The sequence below is a fragment of the Paenibacillus sp. NPDC056933 genome (genome assembly GCF_042674385.1).
Taxonomy (GTDB): domain Bacteria; phylum Bacillota; class Bacilli; order Paenibacillales; family Paenibacillaceae; genus Paenibacillus.
Window position 1 is genome coordinate 952141 of record NZ_JBHUQN010000002.1, and the last position, 17285, is coordinate 969425.

Annotated in this window: 17 protein-coding genes and 2 tRNA genes; 2 read left to right on the forward strand and 17 right to left on the reverse strand. The window is 47.0% G+C overall.

From position 1 onward, the window contains the following. Positions 1–74: 74 nt before the first annotated feature. On the reverse strand, positions 75–557 hold the full coding sequence (locus ACFTRD_RS19225) for a DNA-entry nuclease (protein WP_379382743.1): 483 nt from the start codon (positions 555–557) through the stop codon (positions 75–77). A 104-nt stretch (positions 558–661) separates the two neighbouring features. Next, the gene (locus ACFTRD_RS19230; RefSeq protein WP_379382745.1) at positions 662–1810 is read right to left on the reverse strand and encodes a sensor histidine kinase; all 1149 of its coding nucleotides are present in this window, start codon (positions 1808–1810) and stop codon (positions 662–664) included. 301 nt (positions 1811–2111) lie between these two features. Here ACFTRD_RS19230 and ACFTRD_RS19235 point away from each other — a divergent pair, with 301 nt between their 5' ends. Then, positions 2112–2300 carry a DUF6199 family natural product biosynthesis protein gene (locus tag ACFTRD_RS19235; RefSeq protein ID WP_192268881.1) on the forward strand — a complete coding sequence of 63 codons (189 nt, stop codon included), beginning with the start codon at positions 2112–2114 and terminating at the stop codon, positions 2298–2300. 145 nt (positions 2301–2445) lie between these two features. Then, positions 2446–3672, forward strand: coding sequence for an MFS transporter (locus ACFTRD_RS19240; protein ID WP_379382748.1), 1227 nt, complete (start codon positions 2446–2448; stop codon positions 3670–3672). A gap of 75 nt (positions 3673–3747) precedes the next feature. Here the strand turns inward: ACFTRD_RS19240 and ACFTRD_RS19245 are convergent, their stop codons facing one another. From ACFTRD_RS19245 to ACFTRD_RS19315, 15 genes are all read right to left on the reverse strand, one after another. Beyond that, a complete protein-coding gene (locus ACFTRD_RS19245; RefSeq protein ID WP_192268885.1) occupies positions 3748–4077 on the reverse strand; it encodes a DUF1904 family protein in 330 nt (109 codons plus the stop codon). Positions 4078–4242: 165 nt separating this feature from the next. Beyond that, positions 4243–4368: a sporulation protein YjcZ gene (locus ACFTRD_RS19250; protein WP_192268887.1), complete on the reverse strand. Its 126-nt coding sequence runs from the start codon at positions 4366–4368 to the stop codon at positions 4243–4245. A 118-nt stretch (positions 4369–4486) separates the two neighbouring features. Continuing rightward, positions 4487–5158, reverse strand: coding sequence for a carbon-nitrogen hydrolase family protein (locus ACFTRD_RS19255; RefSeq protein WP_379382750.1), 672 nt, complete (start codon positions 5156–5158; stop codon positions 4487–4489). Positions 5159–5327: 169 nt separating this feature from the next. After that, positions 5328–5495 (reverse strand): hypothetical protein, encoded by a 168-nt coding sequence (locus ACFTRD_RS19260; RefSeq protein WP_192268891.1) that lies wholly within the window; start codon positions 5493–5495, stop codon positions 5328–5330. 88 nt (positions 5496–5583) lie between these two features. Then, the gene (locus tag ACFTRD_RS19265) at positions 5584–7134 is read right to left on the reverse strand and encodes a tetratricopeptide repeat protein (RefSeq protein WP_379382752.1); all 1551 of its coding nucleotides are present in this window, start codon (positions 7132–7134) and stop codon (positions 5584–5586) included. 429 nt (positions 7135–7563) lie between these two features. Continuing rightward, positions 7564–8796 (reverse strand): sialidase family protein, encoded by a 1233-nt coding sequence (locus tag ACFTRD_RS19270; RefSeq protein WP_379382754.1) that lies wholly within the window; start codon positions 8794–8796, stop codon positions 7564–7566. 21 nt (positions 8797–8817) lie between these two features. Next, entirely contained in the window at positions 8818–9186 is a 369-nt protein-coding gene (locus ACFTRD_RS19275; RefSeq protein WP_379382756.1) for a hypothetical protein, read from the reverse strand. Between the two features lie 238 nt (positions 9187–9424). Continuing rightward, positions 9425–9498 (reverse strand) — tRNA-Ile (locus ACFTRD_RS19280). A gap of 56 nt (positions 9499–9554) precedes the next feature. Further along, positions 9555–9628, reverse strand: a tRNA-Met gene (locus ACFTRD_RS19285). A gap of 70 nt (positions 9629–9698) precedes the next feature. Further along, complete coding sequence (locus ACFTRD_RS19290; RefSeq protein WP_017687342.1) at positions 9699–9863, reverse strand: hypothetical protein; 165 nt, start codon at positions 9861–9863, stop codon at positions 9699–9701. Between the two features lie 131 nt (positions 9864–9994). Then, complete coding sequence (locus ACFTRD_RS19295; RefSeq protein WP_379382759.1) at positions 9995–11446, reverse strand: ABC transporter substrate-binding protein; 1452 nt, start codon at positions 11444–11446, stop codon at positions 9995–9997. A 21-nt stretch (positions 11447–11467) separates the two neighbouring features. Then, on the reverse strand, positions 11468–12331 hold the full coding sequence (locus ACFTRD_RS19300; RefSeq protein ID WP_379382761.1) for an ABC transporter ATP-binding protein: 864 nt from the start codon (positions 12329–12331) through the stop codon (positions 11468–11470). Between the two features lie 2 nt (positions 12332–12333). Continuing rightward, on the reverse strand, positions 12334–15243 hold the full coding sequence (locus ACFTRD_RS19305) for an ABC transporter permease (protein ID WP_379382763.1): 2910 nt from the start codon (positions 15241–15243) through the stop codon (positions 12334–12336). Beyond that, positions 15243–16358, reverse strand: a complete 1116-nt coding sequence (locus ACFTRD_RS19310; protein WP_379382765.1) for an efflux RND transporter periplasmic adaptor subunit — start codon at positions 16356–16358, stop codon at positions 15243–15245. Before ACFTRD_RS19310 ends, ACFTRD_RS19305 begins: the two co-directional genes overlap by 1 nt. Beyond that, a complete protein-coding gene (locus tag ACFTRD_RS19315; protein ID WP_379382767.1) occupies positions 16321–17259 on the reverse strand; it encodes an ABC transporter ATP-binding protein in 939 nt (312 codons plus the stop codon). Before ACFTRD_RS19315 ends, ACFTRD_RS19310 begins: the two co-directional genes overlap by 38 nt. Positions 17260–17285 lie beyond the last annotated feature (26 nt).

A 17285-nucleotide genomic window follows, 5' to 3' on the forward strand; every position in this document is an offset into this window, starting at 1 on the left:
TTTCACAACTTGCACTTTACAATGTACTTTAAAATTTCCGGTATTAGTGCCTCTTACAGTTCTTCCCCCATCGTTTACTTCACTACAAACTTCACTCGTGTCCCATCCGGATATGTACTTAACTGGTTTCCAACCCATGAGCCTGCACCACGATTATCTTTAGGACTAATATATTGAATATCTGCACCCGCTCCACCTTCCGCACACATCGCCATTGGCCATTCATCCCGATCTTTACCTTTTTTGACGGGCACACCTTTAAGGGATAGATCCCGATTACCCTCTGCCCCACTTCGATCAATGGTACATACATCCGAATGCCCTGAATTAATCGCCGTTTTGATGTGTTTGGCCGTTTCGGGATACCGCTCTGACGGGAAAGTGATCGTATGATCCACATGCTTGTTGCTTCCTCCTAATTGAGATGGAAGATCCAGTGACCACTCTCCTCCTACCCAAGCATAGAGTGCAACCATTAACATGGCTACCAGCGTGAATACCTGCTTTTTGAATCGCTGGCTCCCCGTGCCCTTTCTCCTTCTGCGTCTTCTACTCATGTTGTCTCTCCCCCATTCAACTCTTGCATTATACCAGAACGTTCGTTCGTAAAACAATGCAAAACATAAAAAAACAGCCGAAATCTCCGGCTGTTCTGCTGCTACTAACCCACGTTAGGAATGGCCTGTTGTCGAAGCAACGGCAAAGTAACCTCAAACTTCGTACCTTTCCCTTCCACACTCTCTACCGAAATTTGACCATTCATCAGTTCAAGCAGCTCTTTGCATATGGTGAGCCCCAGTCCAGTGCCGCCAAATTTCCGTGAATGAGAGACATCGGTCTGAGTAAAGGCTTCGAACAAATGATTGATCTGAGTATCCGGAATGCCAATCCCTGTGTCACGTATAGTGAAAACTAAGGTGACCATATCCCCGCGATGCTCCTCCACATCCATCTGTAATTGCACTTCACCTTGTTCCGTAAATTTGATGGCGTTACTAAGCAGGTTATCCAACACTTGCCGAAGACGAAGAGGGTCTCCTGTGAGTACGTCAGGAAGATTCAGGTCTGCGTGACAGAGCAAGCGGATTTGTTTATTCTGCGCGGCAGGTTCATGTGTCTTGATGATCTGTTGTACCAGTTTCAACGGTTGAAATTCAATTTGTTCCAACATCATTTTCCCTCTGCCCAGTTTAGCCATATCGAGACTATTGTTGACAATATTTAGAAGGGCTTCACCTGACTCACGTGCCAGCTCCAAATATTCCTTTTGCTCATCGCTGCTTTCACCCATACTAATTAGCTCGATCATCCCCATAATTCCGTTCAGGGGAGTGCGAAGCTCATGGTTCAATTTGCCGATGAATTCCAATTGCCCCCTGCTGTTCATTTCTGCCAGTGACGCGGCCATTTGCAGCTGCTGTTCAGCATATTTCCGTTCTGAAATATCGTATTGAATCCCTACAAAAAAGAGACATTCTCCTGATTCATTGAAGATGGGATCGATATTTAGTTCATTCCAGAACTTCTGTCCATTTTTCGTATAATTCAAGATGTCAATCTTCATGGACTGTTGCTTTTCCAACGCTTCGCGAATCTGCTTTACAGTATCCGTGTCTGTCTCCGGCCCCTGAAGGAACCGACAGTTTTGTCCAATTGACTCCTCCGCACTGTATCCAGTCAATTGAGTAAAATACTCATTTACAAACATCAGTGGAAATTCAGGTAAGGTTGCATCGACTACGGTCACGGAAGATTTAATTTTAGAGATGATAAACTCCCATTGGATAGCGAGTTGATTGTATTTGGTCATGCTTCCTCCTTCATCTCACCAATCTTTAGTGTTCATGTTCCAAATGAAGCTATAGATTAACCCGATGGTATGTGATTATATAATGACAATATAATTAATTGTAACATAGTTATTCAATTCATGTGTTCCTTGGGTAATGTCTGTTAAATAACATTTACAACAAAACTTATCATGTCATCAGGAGGGACCCTCATGAAATTTCTGTTAATCGTCATTATTCTTATTTTGATTGTTTTCTTCTTCACGAGACGTAAGCGTTAATTTTGAGCCGGTCATGTACAATGAGGAAGGAAGATCGGGTATGAAAACCCTCTTTTTTATATTCATGACACTCTGTATCATCAATCTGTGCTTTCCGAAATTCGGCTGGTACCTGCGCTACGGCTGGATTTCCCGGGGCGAAACTGAGCCTAGCCCTCCTTATATGGCTATAACCAGAATGACCAGTCTGTTGATGCTGCTTGTTGCTTTTACGCTCGTTGTGGCTTGAAACATAGGAATGAGAGCATGGCTGTCCTTCTTGGACAGCCCTTTTTTGGTACTTCAATGATGGGAAAATGACAACTTTGTTTGTGGTGCATTCACAACGGTACTCGTAATATATACTTATCGTTGTGTGGAAAGGACACCTAAGCATGAACATCGCATTTTATCCATACTGGGCTGCCAAAACGCTGCTCTCTCTCATTAATGTCATATATATCATGGTTATTACAACCTTTATTTACGGACAGACCGGGTCGGTCCTGTATGCTGCACTGTTTCCATTTATTCAAATGACCTCACGTATCGTGGCAGGACTTACTGCTCCATTGCTTGTGAACCGTTTTGTATTCTCCCGGCTTATCATCAGTATTCCTTTAACCAAAACGTTACTGATCACCGGAATCGCCATTGCCTTTACCGATCTCACTGCTCATATCCCTCTCCTTCTCGTAGGAGTGACGATTCTGTCGTTTATGGACGGATGGGAATCTCCGCTGTTAAACACCTTAACACCGCGGTTAGTTCAAGGAGAAGATCTCGTAAAAGCGAATAGCCTGCTCTCTTTCTCCAATCAGACGGTGACTATCATCGGTTATGCGATGACAGGATTCATCGTGATGCACTGGGGAGCTTCACAGACATTCTGGGCGGCTGCAACCTTGTCATGGGTCGTACTGCTTCTAATGAGTATGATTAGCTCGCTGACCCGCGACAATCAGGAACTAATGGAGAAATCCGCATCCAAACGGGATGCGCTGCGGGAAGGCTGGATTATGCTTTGGAAAAATCGGTCCCTGCGACTGATTACATTCATGGATCTGGTTGAAGGTCTGGCTGGCTCCATCTGGATTGGCGCGATTACGCTTGCTTTTGTGAAAGAAGCTCTCGGCCAAGAAGAAGGCTGGTGGGGGCTTATCAACTCCAGTTATGCTGCGGGTACCATTCTTGGAGGTGTTGTGGCTATCGTACTGGCGACTCGCATACAAAGACATCTGATCTCCAGCATGGCCATCGGTTCTCTTGTATTCAGCCTGCTGACCGTCATTTACGGCTTGAACAGCCTTCCTTGGCTTGCTCTGGTGCTGTGCGTACTTATGGGTCCTGCTTACCAGATTCGTGATGTCGCTCAGCAAACAGCTTTTCAGAGCAGTGTGCCTGTCGAATCCCTCTCCAAGGTATACGCGGCACATCAAATCATCCTATCTACTGCCATGAGCATATCTACAGTCATTTTCGGTCTTATTGCGGATCAGCTTGGGGTTCGACTGGTATATGTGATTGGCGGCGCTCTGTTCATGGTGTCAGCGCTTTGCTCTTTCTCGTTAAACCGAGTTAAACGAAGTAAGGATACGACAACACACTCGCATAATTCTTGATTCAAAAATAAAAGACGAGCAGTCATCTGCTCGTCCCAAGCTGCTTCCGAAACACTTCGGTGCAGCTATTTTTTCTCAATCCAAACGATAATCTGTCAGCGGCTTGCCTTGTTTATAATACAGCGCGGGTGACAATATATTAAAGAAAATATGCACATCAGGAAGATCTGCTTGTTCCAAAATATCTTGCATGGATGATGCAATCCGATTATGAATCTCCTGATCACGCTGGAACATAAGGATCTCTACTGAAGCCGGAGAAGGCGTAAGAGCTTGTACATCATGACGTTCTGCCTTTACTCTCTCTCGCGGAATATTGGTAATCAAGGCCATCTGTTCCGTAATGCGGGGTACAACTTCCTCCAGTTGGGGTCCTGTGAATCCTTTAAAGCGAATAAACGGCATTGCTATCCCTTCAATCTATGTTATTAGTCTCTTATGTGATTTTAAGCACATTGTTTTCGGTTGTCAAATGAAAGCTCGTTGCTGCTCATCTGACTCACACAGGAAAGCCCCGCCGAAATTTCAGCGGAGCTTTGTTTAACCATCCTTTTCTTAACTAGATCCGACTCAGCACCAGAAAGATTTCGTGATGATAACGAGCAGGATGAAGAGTACCAGAATTGCGGCAGTAGAAGTACACATACCGTTTCCAATTCCTCCAACATTATTACAACCGTATCCAACTTCACTCATTTCATTTGGCCTCCTTTGAATTTCAAGGTATGCCATAACATATGCGCTATCCATCCAAATGACCGGGCGATTTGGCAAGCTCACCAGCCCATTTCATTGCCATTTTGCCGTTGTGCTATTAGTAGGGAGTTACTTGAATATTCACCCGTCTTGGTTCCGCTCCATGAGGCGCACCAGTTACTTCCCCCTTGTTCAGAACGATTAATCGCGTCCTGGTATCGTTCTTGGCTTCCAGAACCAATCCTCCGTCAGGAGCGATACAATAAGCGATCGGGATTGAAATTGCACTGTCACGATACGAGCCGTCCGCGTGGCTGGTGCCCATAACGATACATTGATTTTGTAATGCAATCTGTCGTGCCTTTTCAATCCATTCCGCATACTGCTCCTCACTGAACATCCCCACACCAATCGAATGCATAATGATATCCACTTTTCCTATATTTTCATTGCGAAAACCTTGCTGCACCAATTCGTCGCATAATAAAGTACTTATGATCCAATCCTGCTCCTGAACGACCTCAGCAGGTGTATACTTCGCCTTTTCCAGTATAGTCTCTCCTACCTTATTAATAATGATTGAGCGATCCTTGGGACGTTCATCCAATCTGCGATGACCTGATACAATCATCGTTCCGTATGCAGCCGCCAGACGGCTCGCCTCGTTTACGTTCTGATTCAGATATCCTTCCGGGAAAAATAACAGATCTGCTTCCGGATGTTGGTTTAACTCCGTTTCCAGTTGCAACAGTTGTTGCTCCAGCTTGGGTTGTCCAATAATAATCTTCAACGTTCATCCCCCATTCATTAATAAAAGCCGGTTCATACCTGAATCAGGTACGAAACCGGCTTAAAGGTTGTACAGGCAGTTTTTCTGCCCCTTGCACTCGCTTCAAGAGTAACTGACTTCACGTATCGCTCTGTGAGACAATTACCTTTACAGTTCAGATCGTATGTAATTAGGCATTTCTGTGTTCAATTCTATCATAAAGCTCCTGCCCATCATAGCCACGATCTGTAGCTACATCCTTCGCAAAAAGTGCGCTATCCGCATTCCCGGACAACATCCCCCACGCCCCCAATACCCACGCAAATGGATATAGCAAAATAGTCAGAACCTTCTTCATTTACTGAACCCCCTATTCCTTTTGTCGGAAATTAATGTATGATTATCCCATTAATACGTTAATTAGAGAAGAAGGTTTCAAGTAAATATCACTCAAAGCTTCTCAGCAAAGCCATCGCTTCTTCATGATCAGGTTCCAAAGCCAGAACTTTCCGGGTGTATGCCAGCGTCTCTTCTTCCAATTCAAGTTCATAACAACACACGGCCAAGTCATAAAGTACAGCCGTATTCCGTTTCCTTGCATCCGTGTTCAACGAAAGCTCGAGAAACCGCTTGGCATCTTCATACATATACATCTCATACAATAATTGTCCTGCCAGAAAGGCCACGTCTCCTTGATGCTTCATTACATAGTAAGAAGACCACATGGTGTGGATTCCATGCTGAATATCAAGCATCTCTTCATCACTTGCTTCAGGGAGAAGATTAGAGATTCGGTTAGCACTATGAATCAAGAACTCTGCATCATATCCGCCGAGACGCCAAAACGGTAAAATCTGCTTTAGTTGCATCGTGCCAACCTGTTGATCCATCCACTCTTTTATACTGAAAAAGTCATCTGGTCCAAAGCGTTCAACAAATCGATGGTAAGCGAGCCGTGTATTCACATACGCCATCGGTTCGTCCACCATTAACATATATCCAACATTCAGATCCTTGTAGTGATGTGTTGTGAAACGAGTCTGCGCCCCTTGGCTTTCCAATATATATTGAATTCCATGATAATTAGCCGTCAAAGAAAAACTCCCATGAAGAACGAATTCAGGAGGCTCGGCAAACTTCCAGTTGTCCAATCGGTGATCTCCTTTATCCGCCGTAATTAACACATATCCAGACTCCGACAGCCTGTTTAATCGGTCCAGACAAGACAGGCCGATCGCCGGGAACAGGATGTGCGAATCTTCCAGTTCTTCCTTGTACAATTCAATTAGTTCCTGATACGGGTAATCCTCTGCACTGTATTCAGGTGCGCGCCGGTACTCATAACTCATTGTCATGTTCTCCAGCAATTGAGCAGGTTCAGGGTAGGTAGAGGGATCTGGCGATTGGAGGAGTATGTCACACTCATAGATCTCACCCTCACTGATGTAAATCAACTCCTGAGGAATACTGTCAAAAAAGTAATTCGCAATCAATAGCAAGGGCTGCTTCAGATCACCTGGCCGGATAACCGTACCTGCTACCACCAGATTCAATACCGTATCCTGTATGGCGTCAAAGCGTGCAAAATCCAGTATCCCTTGTTGAATAAAAGATTGCATGGAAGGATGCTCTTTCCACCCCATTACATTATTCTCTACCAGATCAGTCATTACATATCGAAAAGCAGGTAACTCCACCCCTGCAAAATCCTGTAACTCCATCAGTTTAATTAGGATCTGATGCGCCAAACGCCCTACGCCCGCTCCAAGTTCGAGAATGGTCACCGTCTCAGTTGTCTGTCCCTTGCTCGCAAGGTCCTGAAGAAAACCAAAAATCATCTCGGCATAAGCCGCGGCAATCATCGGATTACTCGTAATATATTGCGGTACCTGATTATCCATCCAGGCGCGTAACCCCTTCTGTTCATAATAGGCTCGCTGCCAATCCCATACAGGGGCTTCACTGAAGCGGTATCGCTGTACTTCATTTTGCATCATGAATTGTAAACCTGCTTTCCATTCAAAATTTCATCGGTCTCTTGGACTTTCCGTTTCTCACCCTTACAGACCGTTCCCTTAATCTCTAACGCATTATATCACAAACGATGCCAGATCCATGAAAGTGCTATATGTACTCTCATCATTAGAAAAAAACCTGCCTTTCTCAAGGCAGGGTGATAAACGATCCGTTAATAGGTTAATGCTTGATCTGTAACGAGGCTGTGAGCCAGGAGAACGGCTCTAAACATTAGTCCGAATACATTGCTCCATCAAAGTTCTCAGGGCCTACACGAATCGTTCCCAGCAAGTTAGAGTTGATGAGCGCCGTGTACATCAATTGAGGGGTGATTGGAGGGTTGAAGTCATTGTGCTAACAGAGCTTTCTTACAGTGAATTATGTGTAATTGTCCCCATGCATTGGAGTAATCAACTTCCAAAATAAACATCCAGTTTTCCAGTCGGCGGAGTGGTTGCCATCCAAACTGCAGCCAAATTATCGGGTGCATACGTTGTAGCGGTGATATAATCACCAATTAATACTGTAGGCACCGGGGAATTACCGTTGGGATTAAACGAAGTTGTCGTGAGTCTGCGATTGGTAAAGGTAGTTCCTCCGTCAAAAGATTCAGCAACATACACGTCTAAAAGGAACCCGTTAATTTGATTAGAATAATAAATAACCCTTACAGTTCCCGTGAATGGTGATACGGTAATGGAGGGGAAGAAGTTTTGCGAACCAGCGGGTGCTCCGGTAATGCTAACGGGATCTGACCACAGAAGCCCATCCGGTGAATTGCACAAAAATATGTCGGTGTAGCCATTCCGGGCATCATTCCAGGTTGCATAGACAGAACCACTATTGGCTCCATTCGATATGTCAGCACCCAAACTCAAATTTGTCTGAACTCGAAAAGCATAATTCGTAACAGGTAAAGGGGATGGCGCAGGTACTACTGAAGAGATGAAAGTGGACTGTCTCTGGACAGGAGGTTGGTAGGAAATTCCTCCATCATAGGATATGCGTAATAGCGCCGAAGGGCTGGCAGGGCCAGTGACAATATATCCTGCATAAACTTGGCCTGAAAAACCTACAGTTATTGATGAGCGGTCATGTATCCCTCGTGGATCGGATATTCGGTCAGGTGTCTGCCAGCTTAACCCTTGATCAGTAGATCTTTGGACAAAAATAGAGGAAGCAATCGTTGCAAGTGGAGTGTAGCCGACATAAGCATTTCCCCTGTACGGACTACCCGGGGAGCGATCCACTGCGATAAAAGGCTCATCATTATGAACGATAGAACCATATCCCCTGTTCACAAACACTGGAGGAGACCAGGTCACCCCATCATCCAAGGACGTGTAACTGATGATTGTACCATCATTCTCACCGTTAAATACATGAACTGTCGCTATAAACGTACTCGGAAATGTGTAATCAATGGTTGGCGCTTCAGCGCCCGCGTATCCAGCAGGCTGCTGCAAAATTGTCGTTGTCCATGTCTGGCCAGTATCGACAGAACGATAAAACCCAATGAGCGTAGGGCCTGTACTTGTATCTACTGCAACCGCACATATGATATTCGGAAGCAACTCGTTGGCAGCAATCGAAGGTTCGAACTGATTTCCACCGAGTGCACCTGTAATATTTACAACGGGCAAGCTACTCACCTCCATCAAAAATTAGGTGATATTCGTAAACCGATCAACCAATATCATTTCTGACTGCAACACCCGCTGAATAATCCCACCTGTAGAATCCACACCGTACACATGAATAATTGTACTCGTAGCGCTAAAGTAGTCCGATTGAACTTCGTAAAACGCTGCATTGGTTAAGGCATAAATCAGGGTCCGGGATGCCTGGGGTATGACTTGAAATAGATCGTGCCCGACTGGAATTCTGGCGGTTTGCGTAGTGTCCCACTTAAAAACTTCAATCTCGATATTCGCAGGAATATTAAGTGAGTCATTTAAACAAGTTACAAGGATTTGTGTAGCCACATTTCCACTCGTTGGTGAATTGTATATCAATCCTGTAGAGTTTGGCAATTGAACCACCCTTCCTCTTTAAACCGCAGATTAACTACCCTATTTGTACGCTTTTATCATTTAAAGTAGTACGAATTCTTTGTGCTAAAATGGGAATACAACAAAAAATCCTTACTAAAAACAGCAAGGAATGATTATGCTCATCATTTCCGAACATGTACAGGCTTGTTTAAGGCTTAGTGAAATTTAGTTTGTAACAATAGAAAAAAACCCTTGCTGCGCAAGGGTTTTGAGAGAATGGGCCCTACAGGACTCGAACCTGTGACCAATCGGTTATGAGCCGACCGCTCTAACCAACTGAGCTAAGGGCCCTGAACAAAAATGTATAACGTTCAGATGATGGCTGTGAATCATCCTGTAGAACTAAATTGCGGGGGCAGGATTTGAACCTGCGGCCTTCGGGTTATGAGCCCGACGAGCTACCGGGCTGCTCCACCCCGCGCCAGTAAAAATATTAAAACAGCGACTTAATTAATATACACCATACCCCATCTATAAGTCAAGGGGTAATGTCAGGGAATAAAACGTACACCATATCTTCCTTTGCGTGATCGATACACTTCCACTTCCGCCGGTTCATTATGACCATAAATCCACCCATCCTGCTCCATCCGCTTCGCAAGACATCCTGCCTGAAATTTGGTTGCATACAATTTGCTGAAATATACCCAGTGCATTCCATTCGTCCTTTCCTGGAGTCATCATTTATCCCTGCTTTTGTAGAATACCCCAATTCCATAAAAATAGCCGCCAAAGAAATAAATCTCCAGCGGCAACATCTGTAATTATATTACAAGGCCTTCAACGCTCATTGAAACGTGGCTTTAGGGTCCTTCTTCAATTTCTCCAGCATTTCGTTACCCTTTGCAGCCCACTCGCCAAGTGCTTCTTTTGGGGTCTTTTTATTCGCAAGTACTTGATTGAAGTACTCCATTCCCTTATCACTCACTTGGTACAGGCTCGGCATTTTTTGATACATTTTATCCATATTGGTATTGGTCGGAGGAACCGGCTTCAGTGTATAGAATGCCTGGATGTTGTAATCCAAACCATCCTTTGGTTTAATGAAGCTCTTCCGAGAAACCATCTCATAACTGCTGCGCGCTTTGATCTTGGCCCAGTCTTCACTGTTCATATACTTGATCAATTCCCATGCATCATCCGGGTTCTGGGCTGAACTACTAATGGCCATAAGGTTGCTCAGATAAATATTGCCACCGATTTCGGGGGCTTCCGGATGAACCGGAGGTGTGACAACATCCCATTCTACCTTCGTAAAGTCTTTCATTTTATCCGCATTTTTGTTGGCATCAATCAATTGATTAATGTAGCTGTAATCTCCAATCACCATAGCTGCTTTGCCACTCAGGAACAGATCACCCTGAAGCGGATTATAACGTCCGCCATCATCCTGATCCTGTGGCTCATCTCCTTTAGGGATGACCTTATCTATGGCAAGTTTGCTAATGGTACTCCATACTTTCTCCCATTGAGGAGAATCTACAGTCATTTTCTCTGCTTTGTCATCAAAAACTTTCAGCTGCAGAGAGTTATAATACTGTGACATCGTATAGTATGGAGAGCCACCTTGGTAGGTACTGAAAGAGAAGCCAAACACATGGTCTTTACCTTCACCCTTGGTCAGACGGGTACCCAGGTTGAAAATATCGTCCCACGTCATATTATCCGTTGGAGGCTCTACGCCTGCTTTCTCAAACATGCTCTTGTTGTAGAACAATGCTGAAGAGGAGAACGTTGGTGTCAAAGCGTAGATGCTCTGATCTCCCAAATCCTTGATTCCTTCGAGAACACTTGGCACAATATCCGAAGTATCAAACTTGTCTTCCTGGATCAGTGGGTCCAGTTGTTTCACCATGTTTTCCTGAATTAACGACTTGATTGTCGACGTATCCGCCACGATGACGTCTACCGGGTTATCCCCTGTCATAATCTTCTTCAAGCTTTCCATGGTATCCGGAACGTCCTTCTGCTCTTCCTGGTTACCATATCCATACATACTGCCCTGATCTACGGCAGGAACAACTTCAATCGTTATATTCGGATGTGTCAATTCAAAAGCATCGGTAAACTGCTGCCGGAAATAGCTGTCATCCTGGCCCCCCCACATCGTTGCTACACGCAATACACGCTGCTCGTTATCCTTGGACTCACTCGCTGTACAACCCGCAAGCAGCGGCAATGCCAGACTGGCTGTAGCCAGCACGGCCAGCACCCGTTTTCCCCAAAACCTGTTCTTCATCTCCCAATTCCCCCTCTAAAATTATCTTGGCGGTGTAATGACAATACGTTCACCGTCAAATTCCAATGTGGCACGATTATCAATGGACAGCGCCTCCAGATACTCCTTGGGCACCTGAAGCCGGCCCGCCCGGTCAATGATGACAAAGGCTTCATGAATGTCCTGGGCTCCCGCCTCCGACAAGTCATGTTCGTCATCCAGATTCGGATTGCGCTTCACGAACTCGGTGCTGGTCAAGCCGTCCCGGATCGCCACGATCCGGTCCACCTTGCCAGCCAGGGTTAGATCATGAGTAACAATCACAATCGTGACCCCGAGCTCCTTGTTCATTTTGCGAAAAATACCCATGATGGTATCACAAGTCTCCGAGTCCACCGAACCTGTCGGCTCATCCGCAAGCAGCAGCTTGGGACGATTCGATAGCGAGATGGCAATCGCCACCCGCTGCTGCTCTCCCCCGGACAGCTGATGCAGCTTGTTGTGCATCCGATCCTTCAGTCCAACCCACTCCAGCAGCTGCATGGCATAGGCACGATCTCGCTTGCCTCCAAGAATCATGGGCGTTTCCACGTTTTCCAGTGCTGTGAGGTATGGCAGCAGGTTACGGCCGTTATTTTGCCATATAAACCCTACCGTATGACGTTTGTACTCAACCAATTGGGCATCCGTCATTTTCAGCAAATCCCAATCTCCGACAACGGCTGTACCGGCTGTTGGACGATCCAGTCCACCCAAAATGTTGAGCAATGTGGATTTACCACTGCCACTATTACCGATGATGGCCATCATTTCACCTTGATTGACAGTCAGATTGAGACCTTGAAGGGCAACGACTTCCACATCGCTGGATTTAAAAATTTTGACAAGTCCTTCGCATTGGATCACGTTTACCTCTCCTCTCCCATTTTGACTGCCTGGTGAACACGCAGCCTGCGGATTTGCCACAGCAGCATCGTTGCGCCAATGACCAGCATGACCACGGTCACGCCGTACAGTTGCAACATGTCTTTCTCTTCAAATACAATCCGAAACGGAGGTACCTGTGCGGACACATTATCCGTGGTTTGCAGGAAGGGCAGGAACAGACGGCTGGATACTTGACCAATGCCAATACCCAGGATGATCGAAAGACCCGCCGTAAACACCTGCTCCAGCAGCAGCATGCCGCTCAATTGCGCCCGTGATAACCCCATTGCCCGCAATACACCAAACTGCACTACACGCCCGGATAGATTAAAGAACCAGTACAGAATGTATCCAATTAGAGAAATAATCACTGACACCAGGAATCCAAGACTCAGTATGCCGAACACGCCACCCCTTGACGGATGCTTGCCCTGGGATACCAGTTCTGTCCGCACATCGCGTACAGACGATAACTCAATACCTTCTGCTGCAAGTTTCTCCATCAAAGGAGCGACTTTGGCATCCGGCTCCATCTTCAGCCAGACCTCATATGGAATCAGAGGCACCTGATCATAGATATAGTCCAGATTGGCAATGAAAAACGGCATTTGATCCGGGTACTGAGCAGGCCAGTAAGGTATAATGCCAAAGACCACAAATTCAATCGCCTGACCCTGTACACCAATGGAGACAAGGTCTCCGGTTTTGAGCTTGAATTTGTCTGCAAATTTGGAAGAGATCAATACGGCCCCTTCATATTTCCCAAGCAAGTCAAGGTACTTATAAGGATGTGCTGGGAACAGATCGTTGCGGAACCACGCCACTTGGGCAAAGTCCACATTGTCGATCCCCACCAGCATTCCCTGTCCACCTGATTTGCCAGAGACAATAATATTGCCTTTCGTCTGCAGCACTCTTGCTGCATGTTCGACACCATTCAGGCTGCGGAACACTTCAAAAGGTGGCTCGGAATAGATCATCTTGGTGGGTTGAGAAGAACCACCGCCACCACCTGATCCACCTCCGCCGCCATTCCCTCCGCCTCCAGAGCCACCACTACCATTACCTCCACCTTGCTGCCCACCACCTGAGCCCCCGCTTTGTCCGGAACCAGTTGGCTTAACCTCAGGTGTACCTTCCCACACCGTCTGCATAATAACATCCGTACCATATCGGTATAATGTGCGCTCGGTCGAGTTCAGATCAATGGTTCGAGCCGCTGCCGAGTTATACACACCAAGTCCGAGTGTCAAAACAAGCAGAATCATCAAAGGATAATAAGAAGATGACGAACGCGAAAGCTGTGTCAGTGTCAGATACAGTGGAACTGGGAGAAACTTGCGCCCGATCAGCTGAATGAGCTTCAGAATCCACGGGAACAACCGCAGGAAGAAAAGCCCCAGCGCAAAGATGGCCAGTGCCGGTACAAAGAACAGAAACGGCTGTACCTGAAGCTGATCTGTCGTCATTCCGGTCTGGAAGGTCAACATTTGCCGTTCATAGAACAGATAATATCCATATCCCGCCAGCCCCAGCAACGCAATATCCAGGAACCAGCGCTGCCATACCGGCGCACGATCCGTGCGGGCCTGCCGACGCTTGGCTGATACAATGGTCGCCCGCGCATAGGTTATTGCCGGAATGAGCGAGGCTATGATGGCCACCAATACGGCGATCAGGCCAAGCAGGATCGCTTCTTTCGATATCCCGATCGGAATAGATTTCCGATCAACGAACGCCAGGAATCCGCTGGCTGAACCGATACTTTTGGCCATAAACCATCCGAGAAAAGGTCCTATAACGAGCGCAATCGCTCCCAAAAATATGCCTTCAAGCAGATAGAGAGAGAAGATCTGCCGGGCAGAAGCTCCGCGACTGCGCAGGACTGCGATGTCACTTTCCTGCTTCTGCAATGACTGTCTGGCATTCATGGCGATAAAATAAAAGACCATCGCAATCATCGGTGCTGCCAGCGTGAACAGCATGGTCTGCAATTGCAGACTCTGACTGCGGAATTGCTTCAGCAGATCTCCAAAGGTAATATCCACTTTTGTATCCTTCAATCGCTGATACAGATCGATATCGAGTCTTTCCAGTACAGAGGTCAGCCCCGGAAGCTGGCTCGTTTGAATTTCTTTCAGATCAAATGCATAATACCAACGGGAATTTTGAAGCGGAATCCCTTTTTCCTTCAGCAAAACATCATTAAATACCGATTCATCCACATAAAGCCCATTCATCATGCCGTCAAATCCCTGCACCCAGTATGGGCTGCTTGGATCATCCGCTTTAAATGAACCTGTAATCTTCACACGCAACGTAATATCAAGACCGCTGTATACCGGATATTCCAGAACATCTCCGATATGCAGATCGTTGCGATACATTCCCTCTTCCAGCATGACCGCTTCAATGATATCGTCCTTGACCTGGTTGCCCGGCTTCACACCCGAAGAATAATTAACCTGTGCATCCAGGCCTGTCATCGTGCCGAGACTCATACTGCGGACCCGGCTGGCATCCACTTTGGTTGGATCTTCCGGGTTCACCTCCGTACTGCGGATGGAACGGGTGTTCACATACGTATGAAAAGGAAAACCAATATCGCGCGGCACATCCTCGCGAATATATCGATCCACTTCTTCCAGACCACGTGTGTCTGTCTTCACACCACCAGGTGCCTGGTAACTCATCAGCAACGAGCCGGCTGGCAGTCCCTCACTGTTATCCTGCAGCGTCTGGGCCACGACCCGCTTCAGCGCACCATCGGCATACATCGGAATACTGACGGTGAACGCTACCGCCACAATCAGTCCGATCAGTGTGCTGAACGTCATCCAGCGAGTGTTCCACATTTTGCGGAACAACAGTCGAAGCAATGGCAGCCCCATTAGCGGCCCACTACTTTCTGTCCGACAGTCAGACCTTTCAGAATCTCCACATCCGTAGACGTCTGCTGCCCGACTTCCACGTCCACTTCACGTTTGCTTCCATCACTCTCCACCACTTGCACGTACGTTCTTGAACCGATGGAGCGCAGAGCAGATACCGGAATAACAATCGCGTTCTCTGTACGCTGGGTGACAATCGACACCGTCAGCGGTGTGCCGCGTTCAACACCCTTGGGCATCTTCGCCAGCGAGACGATAACATATTTATCCAGGCTTTCTTTCGCTGGAGGTGTTCCGCCTTCTCCCGTACCTTCGCCGCTGCCGCTGCCACCTTCCGATGCTTGAGCTACAGGCATAACTTTAACTTTACCAGCTACTTTGCCTGCACCATTAATGTCCACATCCGCCTTCATGCCTGCTGAGAACTTCTCCAGATCTTCCTTGGCAAATGTAGCCGCCACAACCAGATTGGAAGTGTCCGCTATGGTCGCAATCGGGTCATAAGCTTTAACGGCTGCACCCTTCTCCACCTGCACGGCAATGATCGTTCCCCCAAACGGAGCGGTCAATGTGGCTTTACCCAATTGTTCCTCCAGATCGGCAAGTTCCTGACGAAGCTCTTCAAAGGCAATCGTGGACTCTTCGAACTCCACCGGGTCCATCTCATCCCGTTTGCGAAGTGTTTCCTTCATTTGAACTTCCGATTTGCGAATCTGCAGGTTTTTGGCCCGGATTTCCTTCTCCACACTCTCTACATCAAGAACAGCGAGAAGTTGACCTTTTTTCACTTTATCTCCCGGTTTAACATTCAACTCTTTGATATGCATGCCGTCCAGCGTAAAATATACCTTTTCTTCCCGCTGGCTCATCATCTTGCCGCTTCCGCTTACTTTCTTCTCCAACGTCTCTGTCCGAACTTCATATTCCGGCTTCTTGGAGATCGTTGGCGGTGTAATTGGCGGAAGTACTTCTTCCTCTGTTTCTGCCGGCAGCAAAGAACAGCCGGACATCGTTGCAGCCACTATCGCACTAAGCACAATAAGCGCTGCGCGTTTCCCCCTCTTCGGAGCGGCCCCTTTACTTGATAAATCTGCCGTCCGCCATTTCATAAACATGGTCCGCAACCTCCAAAATCGTAGGATCGTGTGTAGTCATACAGATGGTCACTTGTTCAACTTCAATAATATTGCGAAATACTGCCATCACCTGTGCTCCCATTTTGGAATCGAGTTCCGCTGTCGGCTCATCTGCGAGCAATAATCTCGGTCTGTGGGCTATTGCCTTGGCGATGGCCACCCGCTGCTGCTCTCCCCCGGACATCTCGAATGGACGGTGCTTGACCCGTTTGGTTAGTCCAACCAGATCCAGACAATGACCTACCCGGTCCTTCCATTCCGAACGCGGCACGTCCGCCATCCGCAAGGACAGCTCTACATTTTCCCAGGCTGACAACAGGGGCATCAGCGCATACGCCTGAAAAATAAAACCGATTTCCTTACGCCGCAAAGCGGTCCGCCGCCGGTCTCCCCAATCCTGAAGAGGCTGGCCGGAGAACAGAATATCTCCACTTGATGGTTGATCCAGCCCACCCAGCATATTGAGCAGCGTTGTTTTCCCTGAGCCTGATCGCCCTTTCAACATCACCAGCTGCTGCGGATTCACTTCCATATCAATGCCTTTGAGTACATGAATAATGCGGCTTCCTGTTTGAAAACTGCGATGAACATTGCGAACCTCCAGCACAGGTCCGTCATATGGAGGCAATAGATCCTTTTGAGAGGAGTTGGGCTTCGCCTCCGGTTCAGCAGCTGCAACGGCGATCTCATCCAGGCTGGTTTCACTGGTTATGTCGTGCGAGTCAATGGATGGGTGCTGCGTTTCACTTATGTATGTCGTGGCATCCTGCCCGACTGAATCTTGCTGCTCCGTTTGCCCGACTGCACTGTCCTCGCCTGACTGGCTCTTGGCAGGTCTGATTTTGGAAAATAATTTCTTCATGCCAGCAATCACGCTCATCCTTTCTTCATTTCCCTTTCACTTCA

Coding starts and splice junctions, on each gene's coding strand:
- ACFTRD_RS19225 (WP_379382743.1), bottom strand. CDS start 557: ATGAGTAGAAGACGCAGAAGGAGAAAGGGCACGGGGAGCCAGCGATTC.
- ACFTRD_RS19310 (WP_379382765.1), bottom strand. CDS start 16,358: ATGTTTATGAAATGGCGGACGGCAGATTTATCAAGTAAAGGGGCCGCT.
- ACFTRD_RS19305 (WP_379382763.1), bottom strand. CDS start 15,243: ATGGGGCTGCCATTGCTTCGACTGTTGTTCCGCAAAATGTGGAACACT.
- ACFTRD_RS19290 (WP_017687342.1), bottom strand. CDS start 9,863: ATGCACTGGGTATATTTCAGCAAATTGTATGCAACCAAATTTCAGGCA.
- ACFTRD_RS19260 (WP_192268891.1), bottom strand. CDS start 5,495: ATGAAGAAGGTTCTGACTATTTTGCTATATCCATTTGCGTGGGTATTG.
- ACFTRD_RS19265 (WP_379382752.1), bottom strand. CDS start 7,134: ATGATGCAAAATGAAGTACAGCGATACCGCTTCAGTGAAGCCCCTGTA.
- ACFTRD_RS19235 (WP_192268881.1), top strand. CDS start 2,112: ATGAAAACCCTCTTTTTTATATTCATGACACTCTGTATCATCAATCTG.
- ACFTRD_RS19230 (WP_379382745.1), bottom strand. CDS start 1,810: ATGACCAAATACAATCAACTCGCTATCCAATGGGAGTTTATCATCTCT.
- ACFTRD_RS19250 (WP_192268887.1), bottom strand. CDS start 4,368: ATGAGTGAAGTTGGATACGGTTGTAATAATGTTGGAGGAATTGGAAAC.
- ACFTRD_RS19295 (WP_379382759.1), bottom strand. CDS start 11,446: ATGAAGAACAGGTTTTGGGGAAAACGGGTGCTGGCCGTGCTGGCTACA.
- ACFTRD_RS19245 (WP_192268885.1), bottom strand. CDS start 4,077: ATGCCGTTTATTCGCTTTAAAGGATTCACAGGACCCCAACTGGAGGAA.
- ACFTRD_RS19240 (WP_379382748.1), top strand. CDS start 2,446: ATGAACATCGCATTTTATCCATACTGGGCTGCCAAAACGCTGCTCTCT.
- ACFTRD_RS19315 (WP_379382767.1), bottom strand. CDS start 17,259: ATGAGCGTGATTGCTGGCATGAAGAAATTATTTTCCAAAATCAGACCT.